21 protein-coding genes are annotated in these 18,593 nt (G+C 35.5%); 9 read left to right on the forward strand and 12 right to left on the reverse strand.

Annotated elements, in window-relative coordinates; all coding sequences use genetic code 11:
• Positions 1-90: 90 nt before the first annotated feature.
• Together I5M32_RS15275 and I5M32_RS15280 are read right to left on the reverse strand one after the other, a co-directional pair.
• Positions 91-2,208: a tetratricopeptide repeat-containing sensor histidine kinase gene (locus I5M32_RS15275; RefSeq protein WP_200587882.1), complete on the reverse strand. Its 2,118-nt coding sequence runs from the start codon at positions 2,206-2,208 to the stop codon at positions 91-93.
• 7 nt (positions 2,209-2,215) lie between these two features.
• On the reverse strand, positions 2,216-2,926 hold the full coding sequence (locus I5M32_RS15280; RefSeq protein WP_200587883.1) for a LytR/AlgR family response regulator transcription factor: 711 nt from the start codon (positions 2,924-2,926) through the stop codon (positions 2,216-2,218).
• A 319-nt stretch (positions 2,927-3,245) separates the two neighbouring features.
• On the opposite strand from I5M32_RS15280, the gene I5M32_RS15285 reads away from it, so the two are divergent.
• Positions 3,246-3,866 carry a LysE family transporter gene (locus I5M32_RS15285; protein ID WP_200587884.1) on the forward strand — a complete coding sequence of 207 codons (621 nt, stop codon included), beginning with the start codon at positions 3,246-3,248 and terminating at the stop codon, positions 3,864-3,866.
• A 162-nt stretch (positions 3,867-4,028) separates the two neighbouring features.
• Here I5M32_RS15285 and I5M32_RS15290 read toward each other — a convergent pair whose 3' ends face one another.
• On the reverse strand, positions 4,029-5,081 hold the full coding sequence (locus tag I5M32_RS15290; protein ID WP_200587885.1) for a DUF2157 domain-containing protein: 1,053 nt from the start codon (positions 5,079-5,081) through the stop codon (positions 4,029-4,031).
• A gap of 134 nt (positions 5,082-5,215) precedes the next feature.
• Here I5M32_RS15290 and gap point away from each other — a divergent pair, with 134 nt between their 5' ends.
• Both gap and I5M32_RS15300 read left to right on the forward strand, forming a co-directional pair.
• The gene (gene gap, locus I5M32_RS15295) at positions 5,216-6,223 is read left to right on the forward strand and encodes a type I glyceraldehyde-3-phosphate dehydrogenase (protein ID WP_200587886.1); all 1,008 of its coding nucleotides are present in this window, start codon (positions 5,216-5,218) and stop codon (positions 6,221-6,223) included.
• Positions 6,216-6,650, forward strand: coding sequence for a GNAT family N-acetyltransferase (locus I5M32_RS15300; protein ID WP_200587887.1), 435 nt, complete (start codon positions 6,216-6,218; stop codon positions 6,648-6,650). The genes gap and I5M32_RS15300 overlap by 8 nt, the downstream gene beginning before the upstream one ends.
• Positions 6,651-6,661: 11 nt before the next feature.
• Here the strand turns inward: I5M32_RS15300 and I5M32_RS15305 are convergent, their stop codons facing one another.
• From I5M32_RS15305 to I5M32_RS15330, 6 genes are all read right to left on the reverse strand, one after another.
• A complete protein-coding gene (locus tag I5M32_RS15305; RefSeq protein ID WP_200587888.1) occupies positions 6,662-7,027 on the reverse strand; it encodes a helix-turn-helix domain-containing protein in 366 nt (121 codons plus the stop codon).
• A 12-nt stretch (positions 7,028-7,039) separates the two neighbouring features.
• Positions 7,040-7,336, reverse strand: a complete 297-nt coding sequence (locus tag I5M32_RS15310; RefSeq protein WP_200587889.1) for a type II toxin-antitoxin system HigB family toxin — start codon at positions 7,334-7,336, stop codon at positions 7,040-7,042.
• Between the two features lie 83 nt (positions 7,337-7,419).
• Positions 7,420-8,391 carry an NAD(P)H-quinone oxidoreductase gene (locus I5M32_RS15315; protein ID WP_200587890.1) on the reverse strand — a complete coding sequence of 324 codons (972 nt, stop codon included), beginning with the start codon at positions 8,389-8,391 and terminating at the stop codon, positions 7,420-7,422.
• A 252-nt stretch (positions 8,392-8,643) separates the two neighbouring features.
• Positions 8,644-9,030 (reverse strand): hypothetical protein, encoded by a 387-nt coding sequence (locus I5M32_RS15320; protein WP_200587892.1) that lies wholly within the window; start codon positions 9,028-9,030, stop codon positions 8,644-8,646.
• Positions 9,027-10,424, reverse strand: coding sequence for a 23S rRNA (uracil(1939)-C(5))-methyltransferase RlmD (rlmD, locus tag I5M32_RS15325; protein ID WP_200587894.1), 1,398 nt, complete (start codon positions 10,422-10,424; stop codon positions 9,027-9,029). The genes I5M32_RS15320 and rlmD overlap by 4 nt, the downstream gene beginning before the upstream one ends.
• A 215-nt stretch (positions 10,425-10,639) precedes the next feature.
• The gene (locus I5M32_RS15330) at positions 10,640-10,840 is read right to left on the reverse strand and encodes a hypothetical protein (RefSeq protein ID WP_200587896.1); all 201 of its coding nucleotides are present in this window, start codon (positions 10,838-10,840) and stop codon (positions 10,640-10,642) included.
• 38 nt (positions 10,841-10,878) lie between these two features.
• Here I5M32_RS15330 and miaE point away from each other — a divergent pair, with 38 nt between their 5' ends.
• From miaE to I5M32_RS15345, 3 genes are read left to right on the forward strand one after another with little or no spacing between them, the layout of a single operon-like run.
• The gene (gene miaE, locus I5M32_RS15335) at positions 10,879-11,487 is read left to right on the forward strand and encodes a tRNA-(ms[2]io[6]A)-hydroxylase (protein ID WP_200587898.1); all 609 of its coding nucleotides are present in this window, start codon (positions 10,879-10,881) and stop codon (positions 11,485-11,487) included.
• The gene (locus I5M32_RS15340; RefSeq protein ID WP_200587900.1) at positions 11,480-11,677 is read left to right on the forward strand and encodes a hypothetical protein; all 198 of its coding nucleotides are present in this window, start codon (positions 11,480-11,482) and stop codon (positions 11,675-11,677) included. Before miaE ends, I5M32_RS15340 begins: the two co-directional genes overlap by 8 nt.
• A gap of 6 nt (positions 11,678-11,683) precedes the next feature.
• The gene (locus I5M32_RS15345) at positions 11,684-12,808 is read left to right on the forward strand and encodes an adenylate/guanylate cyclase domain-containing protein (protein ID WP_200587902.1); all 1,125 of its coding nucleotides are present in this window, start codon (positions 11,684-11,686) and stop codon (positions 12,806-12,808) included.
• Between the two features lie 49 nt (positions 12,809-12,857).
• Here I5M32_RS15345 and I5M32_RS15350 read toward each other — a convergent pair whose 3' ends face one another.
• The 3 genes from I5M32_RS15350 to I5M32_RS15360 all read right to left on the reverse strand — a co-directional run bounded on the left by I5M32_RS15350 (position 12,858) and on the right by I5M32_RS15360 (position 15,152).
• A complete protein-coding gene (locus I5M32_RS15350; protein ID WP_317193143.1) occupies positions 12,858-13,778 on the reverse strand; it encodes an SDR family NAD(P)-dependent oxidoreductase in 921 nt (306 codons plus the stop codon).
• Positions 13,779-13,943: 165 nt separating this feature from the next.
• Complete coding sequence (locus I5M32_RS15355; protein WP_200587904.1) at positions 13,944-14,522, reverse strand: non-canonical purine NTP diphosphatase; 579 nt, start codon at positions 14,520-14,522, stop codon at positions 13,944-13,946.
• A gap of 3 nt (positions 14,523-14,525) precedes the next feature.
• Positions 14,526-15,152: a hypothetical protein gene (locus I5M32_RS15360; protein ID WP_200587906.1), complete on the reverse strand. Its 627-nt coding sequence runs from the start codon at positions 15,150-15,152 to the stop codon at positions 14,526-14,528.
• Between the two features lie 79 nt (positions 15,153-15,231).
• Between I5M32_RS15360 and I5M32_RS15365 the strand changes: the two genes are divergently transcribed.
• From I5M32_RS15365 to I5M32_RS15375, 3 genes are read left to right on the forward strand one after another with little or no spacing between them, the layout of a single operon-like run.
• Positions 15,232-16,092, forward strand: coding sequence for a hypothetical protein (locus I5M32_RS15365; protein ID WP_200587908.1), 861 nt, complete (start codon positions 15,232-15,234; stop codon positions 16,090-16,092).
• Complete coding sequence (locus tag I5M32_RS15370; RefSeq protein WP_200587910.1) at positions 16,089-17,459, forward strand: peptidylprolyl isomerase; 1,371 nt, start codon at positions 16,089-16,091, stop codon at positions 17,457-17,459. Before I5M32_RS15365 ends, I5M32_RS15370 begins: the two co-directional genes overlap by 4 nt.
• A 6-nt stretch (positions 17,460-17,465) precedes the next feature.
• The gene (locus I5M32_RS15375) at positions 17,466-18,428 is read left to right on the forward strand and encodes an AAA family ATPase (protein WP_200587912.1); all 963 of its coding nucleotides are present in this window, start codon (positions 17,466-17,468) and stop codon (positions 18,426-18,428) included.
• Positions 18,429-18,593 lie beyond the last annotated feature (165 nt).

Here is an 18,593-nt window from a genome sequence, read left to right on the forward strand (position 1 = left end):
GATCGGTAAACGTAGTGTTATAATCGACAAAAGAGAATTTTAAGGTACAATTGTGAAAATCATCAGGCTTTTTATCGAGAATAAGGATATCTAACCTGTTTGAAACAAAAGCTCAATTAAGTATTTATTTTGGTCTATCGTACTGATCTTTACTTCAGCATCTAATTTTTCTGCCAGATCTTTTATTATAGTGAGCCCATATCCATTTGCGCTGCTTTTAATCTTCAAGCCGTTGGCGATATCATTTGCATTACCCATAACTAGGGGTTTTGAAACCATATTTGTAAATGAGATCGTTGGCTTTCCATCTTTAAGATAGGTATCCAAAAAAATCTTACTACCAATAGGAGAGTTTAAAACTGCGTTTTGAAGGATGTTTCTTAAAACAATGTGTAGTAGGTTATAATCTGTAAAAAATTCTTTATAATCTAACTTGCCAATTTCTAAAACTATGGCTTTTTGTAAAGCCTGATGCCCTATAAAATTGCCCACATCTTCATAAATACCTTCTATCTTAACCAATTCTTTCTCTAGCTCAAAATTTTCCATTTGGCTTTTAGACCATAGTAGCACATCTTCCATACTTTCTAACAATTGTGATGAGGATTGCAGCAGCATTTCTTGGTGTTTTTCCCTTTCCTTTTCATCAAAAAAAGCATTTTGTTTTTGCTGTATTTTTAAAAATGTAAACAATTGGCTTATGGGGTTGCGCAAATCATGTGAGATTATACTAAACAGCTTAGCCTTTGTCTGGTTAGCCTCTGTCAATTTCTCGTTCAAAATATCTAACTCTTTATTTTTATTGTCCAATAAAAGATTTGTTTTTTTGATATTTCTGTAATTTGAATAGATAGAAAAAAGTGCAACCATCAATAAAAGAGCACCTCCTACCAACAACCATCTTGTTTTCTTTTCCTCATAAAGCTGCCTAGCCTTTATCTGGTTCTCTTTATCTAAGACAACTATCTTTTGTTGCTTACTTTTATTCTGAAATCTAGCTTCCATTTCTGCTAAATTCAAAGAGATTTTCCTTTGGTTTAATGAGTCGGATACTGTTAGGTATTTTGTGAAATAAACGCTAGCTTGTTTTTTGTTACCCAACAAAATATGGGCAGATGTGATTGATTTAAGTAAATCTGCATATTGTTCTTGATTATAAAGCTTAGAGCCATGTTCTGCCATTTGATAATATTTTATGGCCTGTTCATATTTTTTTAGATCGCTGTAATAATTGCCATAAGATAAGTTTACGGATGAAGTTAAAATCTCTAGATTATCGATCCCCGATTGCTTAACGGCTTTATCCAGATATAGTTTAGCCGTTTTAAAATCCCTAGTTTTTAATGCTAAACCCGCAATCTCTAAATTTGAAGATACCAGTTCTGACCATTTTCCGTTTTTTGCGGCTTCCGATCTATGTAACAAGCTATAATATTTTAGTGCTGCCGCTTTGTTGTTTAATTGTGAATAAGCCCTTATAAATTTGCCGTAGGCACTTATATCTACAATAGATGAGAGGTTTAAAAATGGTTTTACCTCGTTTAAATAATCAAGTGCTTTTTGGGGCTGTTTAAGTTGAAGGTAAATTTCTGATACCATCATCAGTTTGGTGCCGTAATCAAGCTTTTTCTTAAGGATCTTTGTGGTATCGGCAATGGGTTTGTGCAATTGAACGCTTTTTAAAAAATTATCCAAAGCAATGCTGTAATAAAATTTCTGCTGTTGGTTATAAAGCCCAAGATTATAATACACATCGCTTTTGTTTTTGAGGGTATCAATGTTTTCTACAAATTCTTTAAGTTGCTGCGCAGCTCTATCAGCCTTGTTCTGCAAACCTAAATAATGGTAAATAGAAACAAGATTACCAAGGGGTTTCAAGCTTTTTTCGGTAAGTTTCGCCTCGGCTGCCTCTTTGTAGGCCTGTTCAAAATTAAAAGCGGCAAGTTTGAAATTTTGCTTGTAATAATAACCGTTGCCAATAGATTGGTAAAAAGAAAACCTAAACTCGTGATCTATCGGGGCTGTAAATTTTAATCCTTCTGTACCCTCTTTGATTAATTCGTCAAATGTTTCTGGTTTTCCGGTAAAGGCCGCAAGAATAGCATCGCACCTACTTTTTATGCTCGTTAATTTAGTGTATCGGTTGGTTTGGCAAAAAAGAAAACTTGGTAAAAACCAAGTAAAAAAAAAGAACAGCTTAAATTTCATGTTATTTTTATTTGAACATTTGTTTGGCTTCTTTTAAATAAGTTTTACCCACCGGAACTTTGATTAAACCTATATCTATCACTTTATTGCCCAAGCTTTTTACTTTATTTATAGCAACTATGAAGCTTCTATGGATACGCAAAAACTTGCCTAAGGGCAATGATTCTAAAAGTTTTGATAGTGGGTTTAAAGTGAGGTAATTTTTATTTAGCGTGATGATTTTAGTATAATCGCCAAAAGCTTCTAGATAAAAAATCTCATTTACATTTAACTTAACGATAGCGTGGCCCTCTTTAAAAACGATATTCTCGTTTTCAAAATAAAGATCGTAACAAGCCGCTTTATCTCTTAAATCTAGAAAATCCATTAACCTCTGCACACAACTATTTAACCTATCGCTTTCAATAGGTTTCAAGATATAATCAAATACGTTAAGCTGAAAACCTTCAATGGCATATTCTGGATGGGAAGAAACCAAAACAAACTGAGATTTTATACCACTTAGTGCCTTTATAAAGTCCAAACCATTAATTTCCTGCATTTCTATATCCATAAAAACCACTTCTGGTTGATGGTGATCTAAGAAATCTTTAAGATCAAAACAATTATTAAAACTTGCCAATAGGTTCAAATTTGCGTTTGTGCAAATCTCGTTACGCAAAGCGAGCAAATCAAGAGCATCATCGTCTATGGCAATACAAGATAAAGTTTTAGTCATCGAACTTTATGGTTTCTGCGGTTAAAAATAATAAAAAACAATTCTGTTTGCTAGGTTTAATATTTGCAATTCTGCACAAAAAGAGAAAAGGAAACGATGGGCGCTTCCTTTTCTACTAAACCTAAACCTAAACGTATGAAATATCTTCTTTGAGTGAAGATATTATGTAGTTATCAAAGTGGATGCCAAAAAAATATTCTACTCCTGTTTTTTTAAAAAATCTGATTATAAGTTTAATAAACACTTCTTTAAAGGGGTTTAAAAGCAGTTTGTCCAATTTATATTATGAGCGAAATACAATTTGTATATATTTGGAGACATGCTTTTACTCACTTTTTTGGTCGCTGTTGTAGTCAACTTTCTTGGATATATCCCGTTGGGCAATATTAATCTTACTTCAATGCAGATCAGCATTAATAAAGGGCTTAAACAAGCTGTAATTTTTGCGGTTTCATTTTCCGTTATAGAAGCCATCTTTACTTTCATTTTAATGAATTTTGCCGAATGGTTTGCCAGCAAAAAAGATTTGTTGAGTTGGCTGGGATGGATCTTAGTGGCTGTTTTCATTATTATGGGCATCATCAGTTTGGTACAGGCCGAAAAGGAATCGAAACCCAAAGAAGAATCCAGAAAAAGAGACAGTATTAGGACAGGTATTATTTTAGGGATCTTTAACCCCATGATCATACCTTTTTGGACCATCGGGGGAACTTATTTAATTGCCAATAATTGGATAACAACCGATGGTTTGGCTTTAGAGGTTTTTGCTATCGGAGCGGGGATAGGGTCTTTTTTATGTTTATATCTTTTCGCCAAATTTGCGCTTTATATCCAAAATAAGTTCTCGTTTAACCATAAAATCATCAACAGAAGTATTGCTGCGGTATTTTTTGGTTTGGCGATATTTCAAATATCAAAAGAATTGTTGTTTAGTAATTAAGGTTTTTTAACCACAGGGTCCACAGAGAAAACAGAGGGAAATCATTCGTTATTACAAACTCCATGTTTCTCCATTCCCTCATGTTTAAATTTAACCACGGAGAGTTAGATGGATATAAAACCCCAAATTTTTAAGATTATCGTATTAGCTGCAAAAAAAAAATTATTTAACAGCATCTTCTTTTTTCAAAAATTCTAAGTTCCATATCTTTTCTGCCTTACGGCCGATGAGCCAAAAGGAAAGCGCTAAAACACCAAAGAATATCGCTTTATGCCAACTATCCCAAAAATACTCAAAAAACCTGCTGTATAAATTGATGATCAAAAAGGTAGCGCCAAACTCCCTAGCCATTTCATCTTTGTATTTGAAGCCCAAAAAGAAGGTTAAGCCACAAATGAATAAAGATAAGGCCGCCCAAAAAAGTAAAGTATATTGGCTTACTTTGTACCATTGATCAATAGAAGCATAATTACCAAATATCGATAGCAGCCACAATGCACAGAAAGTATAAACAAGCCCGATAAAATAAGTTGCTTGGAAAAGGAAATTAAGTTTTTTGCTTTGCCTAAAAACAATAGAACAAGCGGTAAGTAAAGCACCAAATACCACAAATCTTAAAGGATAGTTCATCCCCAAGAAATAAAAATTTTGCTTCCCTAAATAACTTGTTTGTGTGCCAAACCAAGCTCCCAAAGAAAATAAGGCAAAGGCCCAGATCAGCTTAGATTTAAAATAATAGCCTAAAAACCCATAAATTGGGACAGCCAACAGAAAAATCAAAGCATAATTTTCAATATCCTTATTTACAGTTTTACCAAAATATGCCAATCCGTTCGCAATAAACATTACCCCACCAAAAAGTAAGGCCTCATTACTAAAAACCTGTTTAGCTTTGGTTTTTCTTCTTTTATTACCTATAAATAGTAGATAAGCAGCGGCAGCAAAAGACAATAAACTGATAACAATATTTGGCGTGTAATAAAGCCTTTCCAACAAAACGGTCATTTGTTTATCTAACAATAAGGAGCCTAAAGCAAAAACACCACAAGCCAAGGCCACATAAATGGAGTATTGGGCCAGTTTTTGCCAGTCGAAAGATTTTACGGCATAGCTCTTTTTTAATTCTCTTGCTTTCTCTTCAGATAATAATTGCTCTTGTTGCCAAGCATCGATCATTTCATCCAAAAATTCGGCTTTTTCTCGGTTAATGTTCATTACAAACAAATTAAGGGATTATCAAATGATTTAAGCGATAAAAGAATTTCAATATAACGTAAGTTTTTGATGGCGATGATAAAGCACCTCCCATTATTATCGCAGTTTTGGTAAATTGCACAAAAATAATTTTAATGAGGATAGGAATAAACGGCTTTGGTAGGATTGGTAGAACATTGTTGAGGATCTTAATAGAAAGGAATTCTGAGAAAATAGCTATCGTAGCAATTAACGATTTGACCGATACCGCTACCTTGGCCCATCTGCTAAAATACGATTCTGTTCATGGAAATTTTAAGGGAACATTAGATTTTGATGAAAGCCACTTAATCGTAAACGGAAAAAAAATTAAAGTTCTTAAAGAAAAAAAACCGGCAGACATCAATTGGAAAGCAATAAATGTAGATTTAGTTATAGAATCTACGGGGAAATTTTTAACGGCAGAATTGGCAAATCAGCATATAAAAGCAGGTGCAAAAAAAGTGTTGTTATCTGCACCCTCTCCAGATAAAAATATCCCAACAGTTGTTTTGGGTGTAAATGATAAAGATATAGATTGGAATAGCCCAATAATTTCTAACGCATCTTGTACCACCAATAACGTGGCCGCCATGGTTAAGGTTTTGGATCAAAATTGGCAAATTAAAGAGGGTTATATTACAACCGTCCATTCTATGACTGGCGACCAGAACCTACATGATGCACCACATCGCGATTTGCGTAGGGCAAGGGCCGCTTCTTCTTCCATTATCCCAACCACAACGGGTGCTGCAAAAGCGATAACCAATATTTTCCCTCATTTAGACGGCCATTTAGGAGGTGCGGGAATCCGTGTCCCGGTTTTAAATGGCTCATTAACAGATTTTACCTGCATCCTTAAAAAACAAACCACGGTAGAAGAAATAAATAGAGCTTTTAAGGCTTCCGCCGATGCTGAATTGAAACATATATTGGAATATACCGAAGACCCGATTGTTTCCGTAGATATTATCGATAACCCGCATTCTTGTATTTTTGATGCCCAACTGACCTCTATTGTGGGAGGTTTGGTTAAGGTTGTTGGTTGGTATGATAATGAGTTTGGTTATGCCAACAGATTGGCAGATTTAATAGATAAAATATCAGATAAGCACCATGATTAAATTTGTTGAAAAAGAGCAGGTTTTATTTTTGAGAAGTGAGATATTACGACAAGGAAAACGAAAACCAGAAGAGTGTGTTTTCTTAAACGATGATGCCGATGATACCTTCCATTTAGGATATTTTGAAAGGGATAATTTGGTTTGCGTGGCCTCTTTTCATAAACAATCGCATAGCGATTTTATAGGCCAAGCCTACCAACTTAGAGGAATGGCAACGGCAACAAAACATCAAGGAAAAGGAATTGGGAATAAGTTGGTTAATTTTGCGATCGTTTATTTACGTGGAAAAAAAATCAATTATTTATGGTGCAACGCAAGGGAAAAAGCCTTCAGGTTTTATCAAAGTTTAGGCTTTGAATTGGTAAGTGATTTTTTTGATATCCCCGGTATAGGAAACCATAAGGTGATGTATTTGAAGATACAGTGAAATGAAAAGCATTAATTTAATTTGTAATCATGAATAAGTAATTCTGGAGATAAATTCAATCTATTTGTAAGCTTACGAACCATATCAATAGTGAGTTTTTTCTTTCTATTCAAAACCTCAGAGACTCTGCTTTTACCTCCAATAACACCAATTAAATCAGTTTGCTTTAAATGCATTTCTTTCATTCTTATTTTTATTGCTTCAATAGGATCTGGGGCTTCAATTGGATAATATTTACTTTCGTAATCATCAATTACTAATGCTAAAACATCAGCCTCGTCACTTTCTAATGAACCAATTTTTGCATCAAACAATAGTTCTAGTCTTGCTAATGCAACTTGATATTCTTTCTCGTTTTTAATTATTTTTATATCCATAATCAAAATTTGTTAAACTGTATTCGCATCTATTTTATCGTATTCAGAATGATTACCAATAAATCGAATAAAAACCCATTGTTTCTCAAAACTAAATTTTGCAACTAATCTATAAGAATTACCCTTAATGTTGAACACAATTCTACTATTCTTAAGAATACTAGCATTTGCATAAGTTTGTTTTACATCTGCCGGACTTCTCCAATTTGAAGTAATGGCTGTGTCATACCAAACTTTTAAATGTTGTTCTATTTCTGGATGTTTTTCCGAATAACTTCTTAAAGTACCTCTTGAAAAAATCCTAGGCATAAGTTCAAATTCTTTAACAAATTTAAAAAATAGTTCTCAAATAAAGAACTTATGTTGATTTTATTCAAAAGAATAATATAATTTCATTCGTTCACCAAAATAATTTTCCCAATATGCTTGCTGCTTTCCATTAATTCATGTGTTTTTGAAGCTTCTGATAAAGGAAAAGTTTGATCGATAACCGTTTTAAATTTCCCCTGTTTAATTAATGGCAAAACGTGTTCTTCAATTTCTTTGGCCAAAGCCGATTTGAATTCAATATCTCTACCACGCAGCGTACTTCCTGTAATCACAATTCTTTTTTGCATCATTTTCATGATATTAAATTCTTTTGGATTTCCTTTCATCGCATTGATGTAAACCAAACGCCCATCAGCATTTAAAATATTGATATTTTTAGCAAAATAATCTCCGCCGATCATATCCAAAATAACATCAATTCCTTTTTCTTTTAATTTGGCCTCAAAATCTTGTTCTTTATAATTGATGCAAATATCGGCACCTAAATCTTCACAGGCTTTACATTTTTCATCAGTGCCGGCGGTTGCAAAAACTGTTGCCCCAAAAGCTTTTGCCAATTGAATAGCAGTTATACCAATTCCACTGCTTCCGCCATGGATCAGAAAATTTTCTCCGGGTTTTAATCTCCCTCTTCTAAAAACATTATCCCAAACGGTAAATAATGCTTCAGGCAAAGAAGCTGCCTCCGTAAATGATAAGGTATCTGGAATAGCTAAACAAATATTCTCATCAACGGTTACGTATTCTGCATAGCCACCGCCAGAAATAAGCGCCATCACATTATCTCCTTTTTTCCATTTTCTAACTCCTTTACCTAAATCTTCTACTGTTCCGGCAACCTCCAAGCCCAAAACATCTTGTATAGTACCAATTGGGGCTGGGTAGTTTCCTTTACGTTGGGCAATATCAGAACGGTTTAAACCCGCCGCTTTCACTTTGATCAACACTTCATTTTCTGACGGAACTGGTATCGGTCTTTCTTCAATTTTTAAAACTTCTGGTCCGCCCGGTTTGGTAATGATGACTGCTTTCATGATGGATCTAATTATTTACAATGCAAATAAACCGCAAAATGATGCCAACAGTTTGAAAAGGATTTTTTGAAGTTAATTTTAAAACTCAAAATTTTAAAACCTTTTATAATGTGATGCCCGCCTGTATTTTAGGTCAGGTCTCGTTTCTTCAACATGACGGAGTTTTGAATTTGAAGAGCCGTTTTATGAGTGCATTAGGGATAAAAAGATAGAGTGTAATCCACCAGCTGGCGGACGAACGCCCAAATCAGCTCACTTATAAGGATAATAAATGAAATTTGCACCTTCTGGAACTATCGCAAAAACGCACATAAACTCGTCTGCGGGTTTGTAGCTTTGTATAAACATCTCTTGTTTGCTGTGTTGGATAATGCTTTTCTCTACAAATTCTTCTAGCGTAGAAGCTTGGATGCTCCAATTTGTACCCAATTCTTTGCTGTCCAAGATCATTTCGCCCAAGGCAACCTCATGCTGATGTGCCACAAAAATTGGATAGGCAGAAAGCCCCTCTACCATAATTTCTACGGCAACTTCACGCAGCGTTTCTTTATAAAATTCTAGGTCTTTTTTTAAACTGATCAGCGGACTTTCTTTTGGTGCTTCGCCTTCGTTTTGTCCTAATAATTCTTCTGGGTTCATTTCTTTAGTTTTAAAAGTACCACGTTTTCTACATGTTGCGTATGCGGGAACATATCTACCGGTTTAATGCGCACCAAATCATATTTCTCTTTTAAACGTGTAAGATCGCGGGCTTGGGTAGCTGCATTGCAACTTACATAAACTATTTTTTCTGCTTCAAGCTCCATTAAACGCTCCACCACATCGGGGTGCATCCCTGCCCTCGGCGGATCGGTTATCACCACATCTGGTTTGCCATTTTGGTTGATGAAATCGTTGTTTAAAATGTCTTTCATATCGCCGGCATAAAAAACGGTATTGTTTATCCCATTGATTTGCGAATTGATTTTTGCATCTTCAATGGCATCCGGAACATATTCTACGCCTATTACTTTCTTGGCTTTTTTTGCCACAAAATTGGCGATGGTGCCGGTACCGGTATATAGATCGTAAACCAGTTCATGGCCTTTTAAATCGGCGAAGTCGCGAGTGATCTTATATAATTGGTAAGCCTGAAGAGAATTGGTTTGGTAAAAAGATTTTGGCCCGATACGGAATTTTAAGCCTTCCATTTCTTCATAAATAAACTCTCGGCCGCTGTAAAGCAACACCTCTTGATCAAAAAAAGTATCGTTCTTTTTTTGGTTGATGATGTAAAGCAAAGAAGTAATCTGCGGGAAAGTTTCTTTAACAAATTCCATCATCAGATCTACTTGTCCTTCTTCTGGGTAAGCAAAAACCACAATTACCATCAGTTCTCCGGTAGAAGAGGTACGGATTACCAAGTTTCTTAAAGCACCATTATGCGCCCTTAAATCGTAAAATGAAATATTGTTTTCTTTGGCAAAAGCCGATATTTGGTTGCGTAAATGGTTTGATGGATCAGCCTGTAAATAGCAATGGTTAATTTCCAGGATTTTATCAAAACGCAACGGAACATGAAAACCCAAAGCGTTCATTTCCTTTTCATCGCTTATTTCGCCATCTAAATCTGTTAACCAACGTTTATTGGAAAAAGTATATTCTAATTTATTTCGGTAATATTTGTCTTCTGCGGATGGTAAAATATCTTCGGCATGATGGGTTTCTAAACCTGCCAAGCGTTGTAAAGCATCTAAAACCGATTTTTGTTTATATTTTAATTGCGTAGCGTAATCCATGTGCTGCCATTTGCAACCGCCACAAATGCCAAAATGCTCGCAAAAAGGGTCAACACGATCGGGTGAAGGAGTTAGCAGATTTGAGATTTTTGCTTGGGCAAATTTCTTTTTCTTTTTATAAACTGCGGCATCCACCACATCACCGGGAATGGCTTTTTCTATAAATACCACCAAATCATCGGCCCTGGCCACGCCTTTGCCTTCTTCTGCTATATCAAAAACGCTTAACGCTGTTAAAATTTTTTGCTCTCTCAAATCTTGATTTTTATTGAGGTGCAAATTTAAGAGAATTAAGTTTTAAGTGGCAGGTTTCGAGTTATAAGTTTTATGAGGGATAACAGTAAGTTGTAGGTAATAGGTTTTATGCGTAAAGTTTTAATGCAATATTTTGAGATAGATTGATATGGAGAGGGCGCAATCCCTTAATTTATCTTTTAAAAGAAAGTTTAACCGAACTTAATTGATGTTTTTTAAATGAAAAAGCTGAGTAAATATCCCCAAAATCCTTGTGGTTTTTCAAATAAATCAAACTGTTCATCAATCATTAAAGAAAACTCTTGTAACTCTTTTCTCATGATAATTATTATTTGAGATAAATTTAAGCATTTTTTATACCAAAAACCAAATCGGTATATTAAAGTTTGCGGCAACATTAATTTAGCTTTACGCATTTTGCCCTAAGCCTTTATAAATTCCTTATTTTTGCAGCATGAGCGAGAAAACCATTTTTAAGTTGCGTTTGCCCACAGATCCTTTTTGGGTAAAAAATGTGGTGGAAAGTAATATAGAAGAAATTTTGACCGATCATGCCTATTGCGAGCAAAAAGCGGCTACAAATGCGATTACCCTGATTATCCAAAACCCAAACATTTCTGAATTGGTGCAAGAAATGGCCGAATTGGTTAAGGAGGAAATGGATCATTTTAAACGTGTCCATGATATTATCATCAAACGTGGCTATACCTTGGGTTTAGAGCGTAAGGATAATTATGTTAATGAACTCATTAAGTTTTTAAAACGTGGTGGCGGCGAAGCCAAGAGAACAGAAAGCATGGTAGATCGGTTGTTATTGGCAGCAATGATAGAGGCTAGAAGTTGCGAACGCTTTAAAGTGCTTTCAGAATATGTGGACGATAAAGAACTTTCTGAGTTTTACCACGAATTAATGGTTTCTGAAGCCACACATTATACTTTATTCATAGGTTTGGCCCGTAAATATGGTGTTGGCATTGATGTTGAAAAACGCTGGCAAGAATGGTTAGATTATGAAGGAAGCGTAATAAAAAGTTACGGAAAGGCAGAAACGATCCATGGTTAACCCACCAAAAAAAGATTTATCTAAATATAAAGGCGGCGTGTTCTTTTTTGATGCCAATGACGAGGATTTAATAGTGCCAATGGCAAATCCTAGGTTTGGTTATACCTTAAATTTTGCCAAACCTTTAGCCTATATTTTTTTATTGATCGTTCTTCTGGTTTTTATCCTAATTACCAGATTGTTTGCTTAAGCCTTAATGAAGATAAATTATACCGCAAACGCCAGAAAATATGCTTTCCAATACCCATTGATAAGCGCAATATTTATTCAAACCAGCTTTTGGGTCATCTCGTTTTTCTTTTTAAGCCTAATCCTTCATTTTGCCGCAAACGGATTTGCCAAAATCTATCATGTAGTTATTCCAAGCTCCATTAAACCTATTGTGATCATTTCTGTAGCCATGGGCTTGCTTTATGGCATTTCTTTGGGCCTGCTAGATTTTTATTTCTACCGCAGATTGTTTAAAGGAAAATCTACCGGTTTGCTCATAGTGGTAAAAAGTATCTTCTACTTTTTAATGATGATATTGATGTTCTACTTTGTGAAAGAAATAATTTGGGGGCGCTTCTTATATCCTACTTATTTTCTAGGAACAAAATTTAACCTGCCAGAACAGGCCTGGGCCGATTATTTTAAGCTTACAATGGTGTATGTTTTCTTCATGAGCATCATCATCAGTTTTTTTATCCAAGTAAACACAAAATTTGGCCCTGGCGTTTTAGTCCCGCTTTTAATGGGCAGGTACGCCAATCCAAAAGAAGAAGAAAGGATTTTTATTTTCTTGGATCTAAAGTCTTCTACCACACATGCAGAAAAACTAGGGCATATAAAGTACAGCAAATTGATAAGGGATTGTTTTTTGCATATCAACTATATTTCGGTAAAGTATGGGGCCGAGATTTATCAATACGTTGGCGATGAGGTAGTATTGAGCTGGCCTACCAAACACCTATCCAACCCTTTAATTACTTTAGATTTCTATTTTGCCTGTTATAATTATTTTATCGAAAAAAAATCGCGTTACTTAAAGAAACATGGTGTTTTGCCGCAGTTTAAAGCAGGGATGCACATTGGTAAAGTAACTGCCGTAGAAGTGGGCGATGTTAAACGGGAAATTGCTTTCCATGGCGATACACTAAACGTAACCGCAAGGATCCAAGCTAAATGCAATGAATTGGATGCCGATCTCATCATCTCAGAAGATCTGAAAACTATTTTGCCTGATCAAAAAACCTATAACATGGTATCGCAAGGCTTGGTTCCCTTAAAAGGCAGAAAACAAGAAGTTTGCATCTATAAAGTTATGGTTGATCAGCCTTAAATAAATTGCGAACTGAAAATCAATTCGCAATTAAAATTAATCCACTAATCTATTGCTCTTCATAATGGTACGTTAGCCCACCATCTATAAAATAAGTGCTGCCGGTAACGTAACTCGCATCATCACTCGCTAAAAAAGCCACCAAACCTGCAACCTCCTCTGGGGTTCCCATTCTTTTCATCGGTATGTTTTCTAACAAGCCCTTCATCTTGTCTTTATCTGCCATCATTTTTTGGTTAATGGGCGTAGCAATAGCTCCGGGCGCAACATTATTTATCCTGATATTTAGTGGGGCAAGTTCGGTTGCCAAATTTCTCATCAACATTTTTAAACCCCCTTTACTGGCACAATAAGCAGAAAAATGCGGGAATATGATTTCTTCATGTACAGAACTCATGTTTATAACCACGCCCGGTCTATTTTCTTTCCTGCAATATTTCACAAAAGTTTGTGTACCAAAGAAAACCCCTTTTAAATTGGTGTGCATTACCAAATCATAATCCTCTTCCGTAACCTCCCAAAAATTTGCGTTTCTTTCTACGCCGGCGTTATTTACCAAAATATCCAAACTCCCAAAAGCATCAATTGCCTGCTGCAAAATACCCACCGAATCCATCCCTTTGCTCACATCGCCTTGCACAAATTTAACCTTGTTGCCATAAGCTTCAATTGTTTTTATCAGTTGCTTTTCGTCATCGGCAAAATGCCTCCCATTTAAAATAATGTTTGCGCCTTCCTTTGCAAAACGTTCGGCACAAGCCTGGCCAATACCAGAAGTACTACCGGTAACCAATATGTTTTTATCTTTAAACCTTTCCATTGTTTTTTTTAATGAATAGTTAAGCAATAACATTACCAAATGGAAATCTGCAGATAGATAGGCACTTAAAACAAAGGAATATAATTTGGGCGTTCGGGCGGGCTTTACGTTCATACCCCACAAGGCCTTAGCCACAAGGCGGGTATCCACTTCAATCCCTAACGCACCTATATTGTGAAAAGTAAAACAGTTAAAGTTAACGGTATTTGAAAGCTAAGATAGCCCCTAGCTATCCCTAAGTACCTTTAATGAGGGATATAACGTGAAACTGACCTCCATAAGTCTGTGCTAATCAGCCAAATCTGCGGGAGATATTCAAACACTTTTCAGAAACGCAATCAATTTTTCCATAGCCAAACCACGGTGGCTAATTCTATTTTTCTCGTCCAAACCCATTTCCGCAAAGGTAATATCATAACCATCGGGCTCAAAGATCGGGTCGTAACCAAAACCATCATTTCCAGAAGGTGTTTCCCTTATTTTACCATTTACAATACCTTCAAACAAGGTTTCTTCATCATCAATGATCACAGAAATAACCGTTCTAAACCTTGCAGTTCTATCTGTAATATCTTGCATCTTTAGCAAAACCAAATCCATGTTATGCTTAAAATCCCTAAAGCCAGAATACCTGGCAGAATAAACGCCGGGTTCGTTGTTTAAAGCTTTAACCTCTAAACCTGTATCGTCTGCAAAGCAATTTACGCTATAATTTTTGTTAACGTATTGGCTTTTTATGCTAGCATTTTCTTCCAACGTTTTTCCTGTCTCCGCAATATCTTCGTGGCAACCAATATCATTTAAGCTGATTATTTTAAAAACATCGCCAACTTTAGATCGTACCTCTTCTAATTTATGTGCATTGTTGGTGGCAAAAACCAGTTCTTTTTCCATTGCTTAAAATGTTTTTAATTCGTTCCAAAAGGTGGTTTTCTTTTTAACGTCTTCAGCTAGCTTAAATAAATCCCAAGTCCCTAAGATCGCAACGTCTTTAAACATACATTTTTTGTTAGATACCGCACCTTCTACATTTAATATTTTAGGGTTTATCCCAAAGGTAATGAGCTTGTTAAAACCGAAAAAAGTTTTTAGCTCATCAAAATCCAAAGAATTGTATTTTGCAAGGTTAACTATCGCAATATCATTGATCGCCCATTTTTTAGCACCTAAAATCTTGGTTAAAAAATCTAGGTCTTTTTTGTTCAAAAATTCAAAACTAGGCTCATTTACAATAATCAACAGGTATTTATTATTATCGCCAAGGTATTTATACGCAGGTTTAGCCTGTGCAACGGCACCTGCTTTGTTAGTGGCAGGTATTACGGTAACTTCTGTTTCTAAAGCCGCTGCTTTAACAGGCGCATTGTTTATTTCAATGGGTCCTTCGGTTATGGTTTTATCAAGTATTCCAATTTTTAAAGCTTCCGCCTTATCGCCATCAATCTGCTCTCCTCTGATCAGATAAATCTCTTCATCAAGCAATAAACTTAAAGCGATCAAATCATTTGTTTGCAAATTATCCATTTACAAAGTTGTTTATTTTTTGTTAAAAAAAGTTAAAGCATTCCTATTACGCTAAAAAGGCTTTACTTTCGTTCGATTAATGATGTATATAATTAGGTTTTCTATTGCTGTTTTAGTTTTTTCTTTTACGGCAATTTCTTGTAATTATTTCTCTAAACCAGAAAACAAACCCATTGCCAAAGCATTTGATAAGTATCTTTATTTAAAAGATCTAGAAGGCATTGTGCCTAACAACACGCATGGCAATGATAGTATTTCTATCGTAAAAGGTTTTATAGATCAATGGCTGCATGAGCAAGCTATACAGCACCAAGCAGAGCAAAATGTTAAAGCAGACGATAAAACCTTACAAGAACAGTTAGATGTTTATAAAAGATCTTTGATAAGGTTCCAATATGAGCAAGAGCTGATCAAGCAAAAGTTAGATACCTTGGTAAGCGAGAAAGAAATTGCGGCTTTTTATGAAAGCAATAAAGATAACTTTCAGCTCAAAAAACCTATTTTAAAAGTTTCTTACATTAAATTATCTAAAAAAGCACCAAAAATAAACATGGTAAAAAAACTTTTTACCTCTAAAGATTTAAGGGATTTTGACCTGTTAGAAAAATATTGTTTTAAGTACTCGCCCAATTTTTCTTTGATGGATACCACCTGGCATTATACCGAAGAACTAGCGCAAACTTTGCCCATTTCTAAAATTGGGGAAAATAATTACGATAATTTAAACCATATATTTGAAATTTCTGAGAATAATACATTATATCTCCTAATTTTGCGGGACTCGAAATTTAAGGATAGTTTATCGCCCTTGGCTTTTGAAAAACAGAACATCAAGAATTTAATCATCAATCAAAGGAAATTGGCCTTGATCAATGAGATGGAAAAGAGCATTTTTAACGAAGCTCAAAAGAATAACGAATTAGAAATATATCATAAATGAAAAGGATTTCGATATTAGGTTTGCTAACCTTCTTTGGTTTTTTAAATATTTACGCACAAGAAAAAGTGGTTGATAAAGTGGTTGCCGTTGTTGGTGACAACATCATCTTAAAATCTGATGTAGATCAGCAATATGCCCAATATTTGGCACAAGGCAACAAGGCAGATGAAAACACCAAATGCTTGTTTTTGCAAAATATGTTAAGCCAAAAGTTATTGACACAGCAGGCCGTAATAGATTCTATCACCGTAGATGAAGAAGATGTTGATAACGAAATCAATAGGCGTATGCGTGTGATGATATCTAGGGCAGGTGGGCAAGATAGGTTAGAGGAGTTTTTGGGGAAATCTATCATTCAATACAAAGATGAGATAAGGCCCGATATACAAGAACAGTTGGTTGCGCAAAAAATGCAGGCAAAAATTACCGAAAAAGTAGAAGTTACCCCACTTGAGGTAGAAAGGTATTATAACAAGTTTCCGAAAGATTCTTTACCAGAATTTAACACAGAGGTTGAAGTTGGGGAAATAGTGATGTACCCAGAACTAAACAAGAAAGAGAAAGAGTTTTACAAAGATAAAGCAGAGGCTTTAAGGCTAAGGATAAAGGGCGGTGAAAGCTTTGCTACCTTAGCCAGGCTGTACTCCCAAGACCCAGGATCTGCAAGCAACGGGGGCGATCTGGGGTTTTTTGATAGAAAAACCATGGCCAAAGAATTTACGGCTTGGGCCTTTAAATTAAAACCGGGAGAAATTTCGCCGGTATTTGAAACAGAATTTGGTTTCCACTTTTTAGAAGTTACCGAAAGGAGAGGGGAGCAAGTAAGGGCAAGGCATATTTTGATCATCCCACAAAACACGCCTGCTGCTTTAGAAAGAACAAAAATTAAAATAGATTCTATTTACAAACTTGTAAATACCGGTAAGCTAGATTTTTCTACGGCAGCAGCCTTAAATTCTGACGATAAGGAAAGTAAATTTAATGGGGGCATGATGCTTAACTCCCAAAATGTTTCTACACGTACCACTTTTATCCCTACCGATCAATTAGATCCAAAAGTGTTTTTAACCATAGATACCATGAAGGTGGGAACCTACTCTACCCCTGCCCTGTTTACAGATGCCAGCGGTAAAACAGGTTATAAGTTTTTATACCTTAAATCTAAGATACCGCCTCACAAAGCAAACCTAAACCAAGATCTGCCAAAAATTAAAGATGCCGCTTATGAGGATAAGATCAATAAAACGGTAAGCCAATGGTTTGAGAAAAGAAGAAAATCTACCTACATAAAATTGGATAAAGAATATTACAGTTGCGATGTTTTAAAAGATTGGATAACAGATACCGACACCGCTGCTAAACAGTAAATATTTATGGATTACAGATCTGAAGTAGAAGCCGTTGATGCCTTAAGTGCATCTTACCATACCATTAAAAAAGAAATTTCTAAGGTAATTGTTGGGCAAGATGAGGTTGTAAAATCTGTTTTAATATCTATTTTTAGTAACGGGCACTGCCTTTTGGTGGGTGTGCCGGGTTTAGCTAAAACATTATTGGTGCAAACCGTTGCCAATGTTTTAGATCTTTCTTTTAACCGTATCCAATTTACGCCAGATTTAATGCCTTCTGATATTATTGGGAGCGAGATTTTGGGGGACGATAGAAACTTTAAATTTATAAAAGGCCCCGTTTTTTCTAATATCATCTTGGCCGATGAGATCAACAGGACACCACCAAAAACGCAAGCGGCACTATTAGAGGCGATGCAAGAGAAATGTGTAACTGCCGCTGGCGTAACGCATAGTTTGCCTAATCCTTTTTTTGTATTGGCTACCCAAAACCCAATTGAGCAAGAAGGAACATATCCACTTCCCGAAGCACAGTTAGATCGCTTTATGTTTAACGTGAGCTTAGATTATCCTTCATTTGAGGAAGAATTGAACATTGTTAAAAATACAACCGGAAATAAAGTTGCGGAGTTAAAAAGGATACTGTCGGCAAAACAGATTACTTATTTCCAACAGCTTATCAGAAAAATACCTATTGCTGATCATGTTTTGGAATATGCCGTTAAAATGGTTGCTAAAACAAGGCCCAATTCTACCTATTCTACCGAGGCTGTTAACAAATACCTTTCTTGGGGCGCTGGGCCAAGGGCATCGCAATATCTAGTGGTTGGGGCAAAATGCCATGCGGCTATAAACGGTAAATATTCTCCGGATATTGAAGATGTACAAGCAGTTGCAAAACCGATATTAAGGCATAGGATCGTGAGGAACTACAAAGCAGAGGCAGAAGGTGTTGATACAGAAAAAATAATCTCAGATTTGTTCTAATGCTGATTTAAAAAGATTAACACTATTTTTTGGTGGTTACAATTTCTTAAAATAAGCCAGAATTAAATTGGAGGCCTCTTATTATTTTTCAATAGCGTCCTAAACGAATAAAAAATGAGAAGGGAAAGTTTTAACTCATCGTTACCTTTGAGGTTGCACAAAAAC

Source organism: Pedobacter segetis (genome assembly GCF_016623585.1).
Lineage (GTDB): Bacteria > Bacteroidota > Bacteroidia > Sphingobacteriales > Sphingobacteriaceae > Pseudopedobacter > Pseudopedobacter segetis.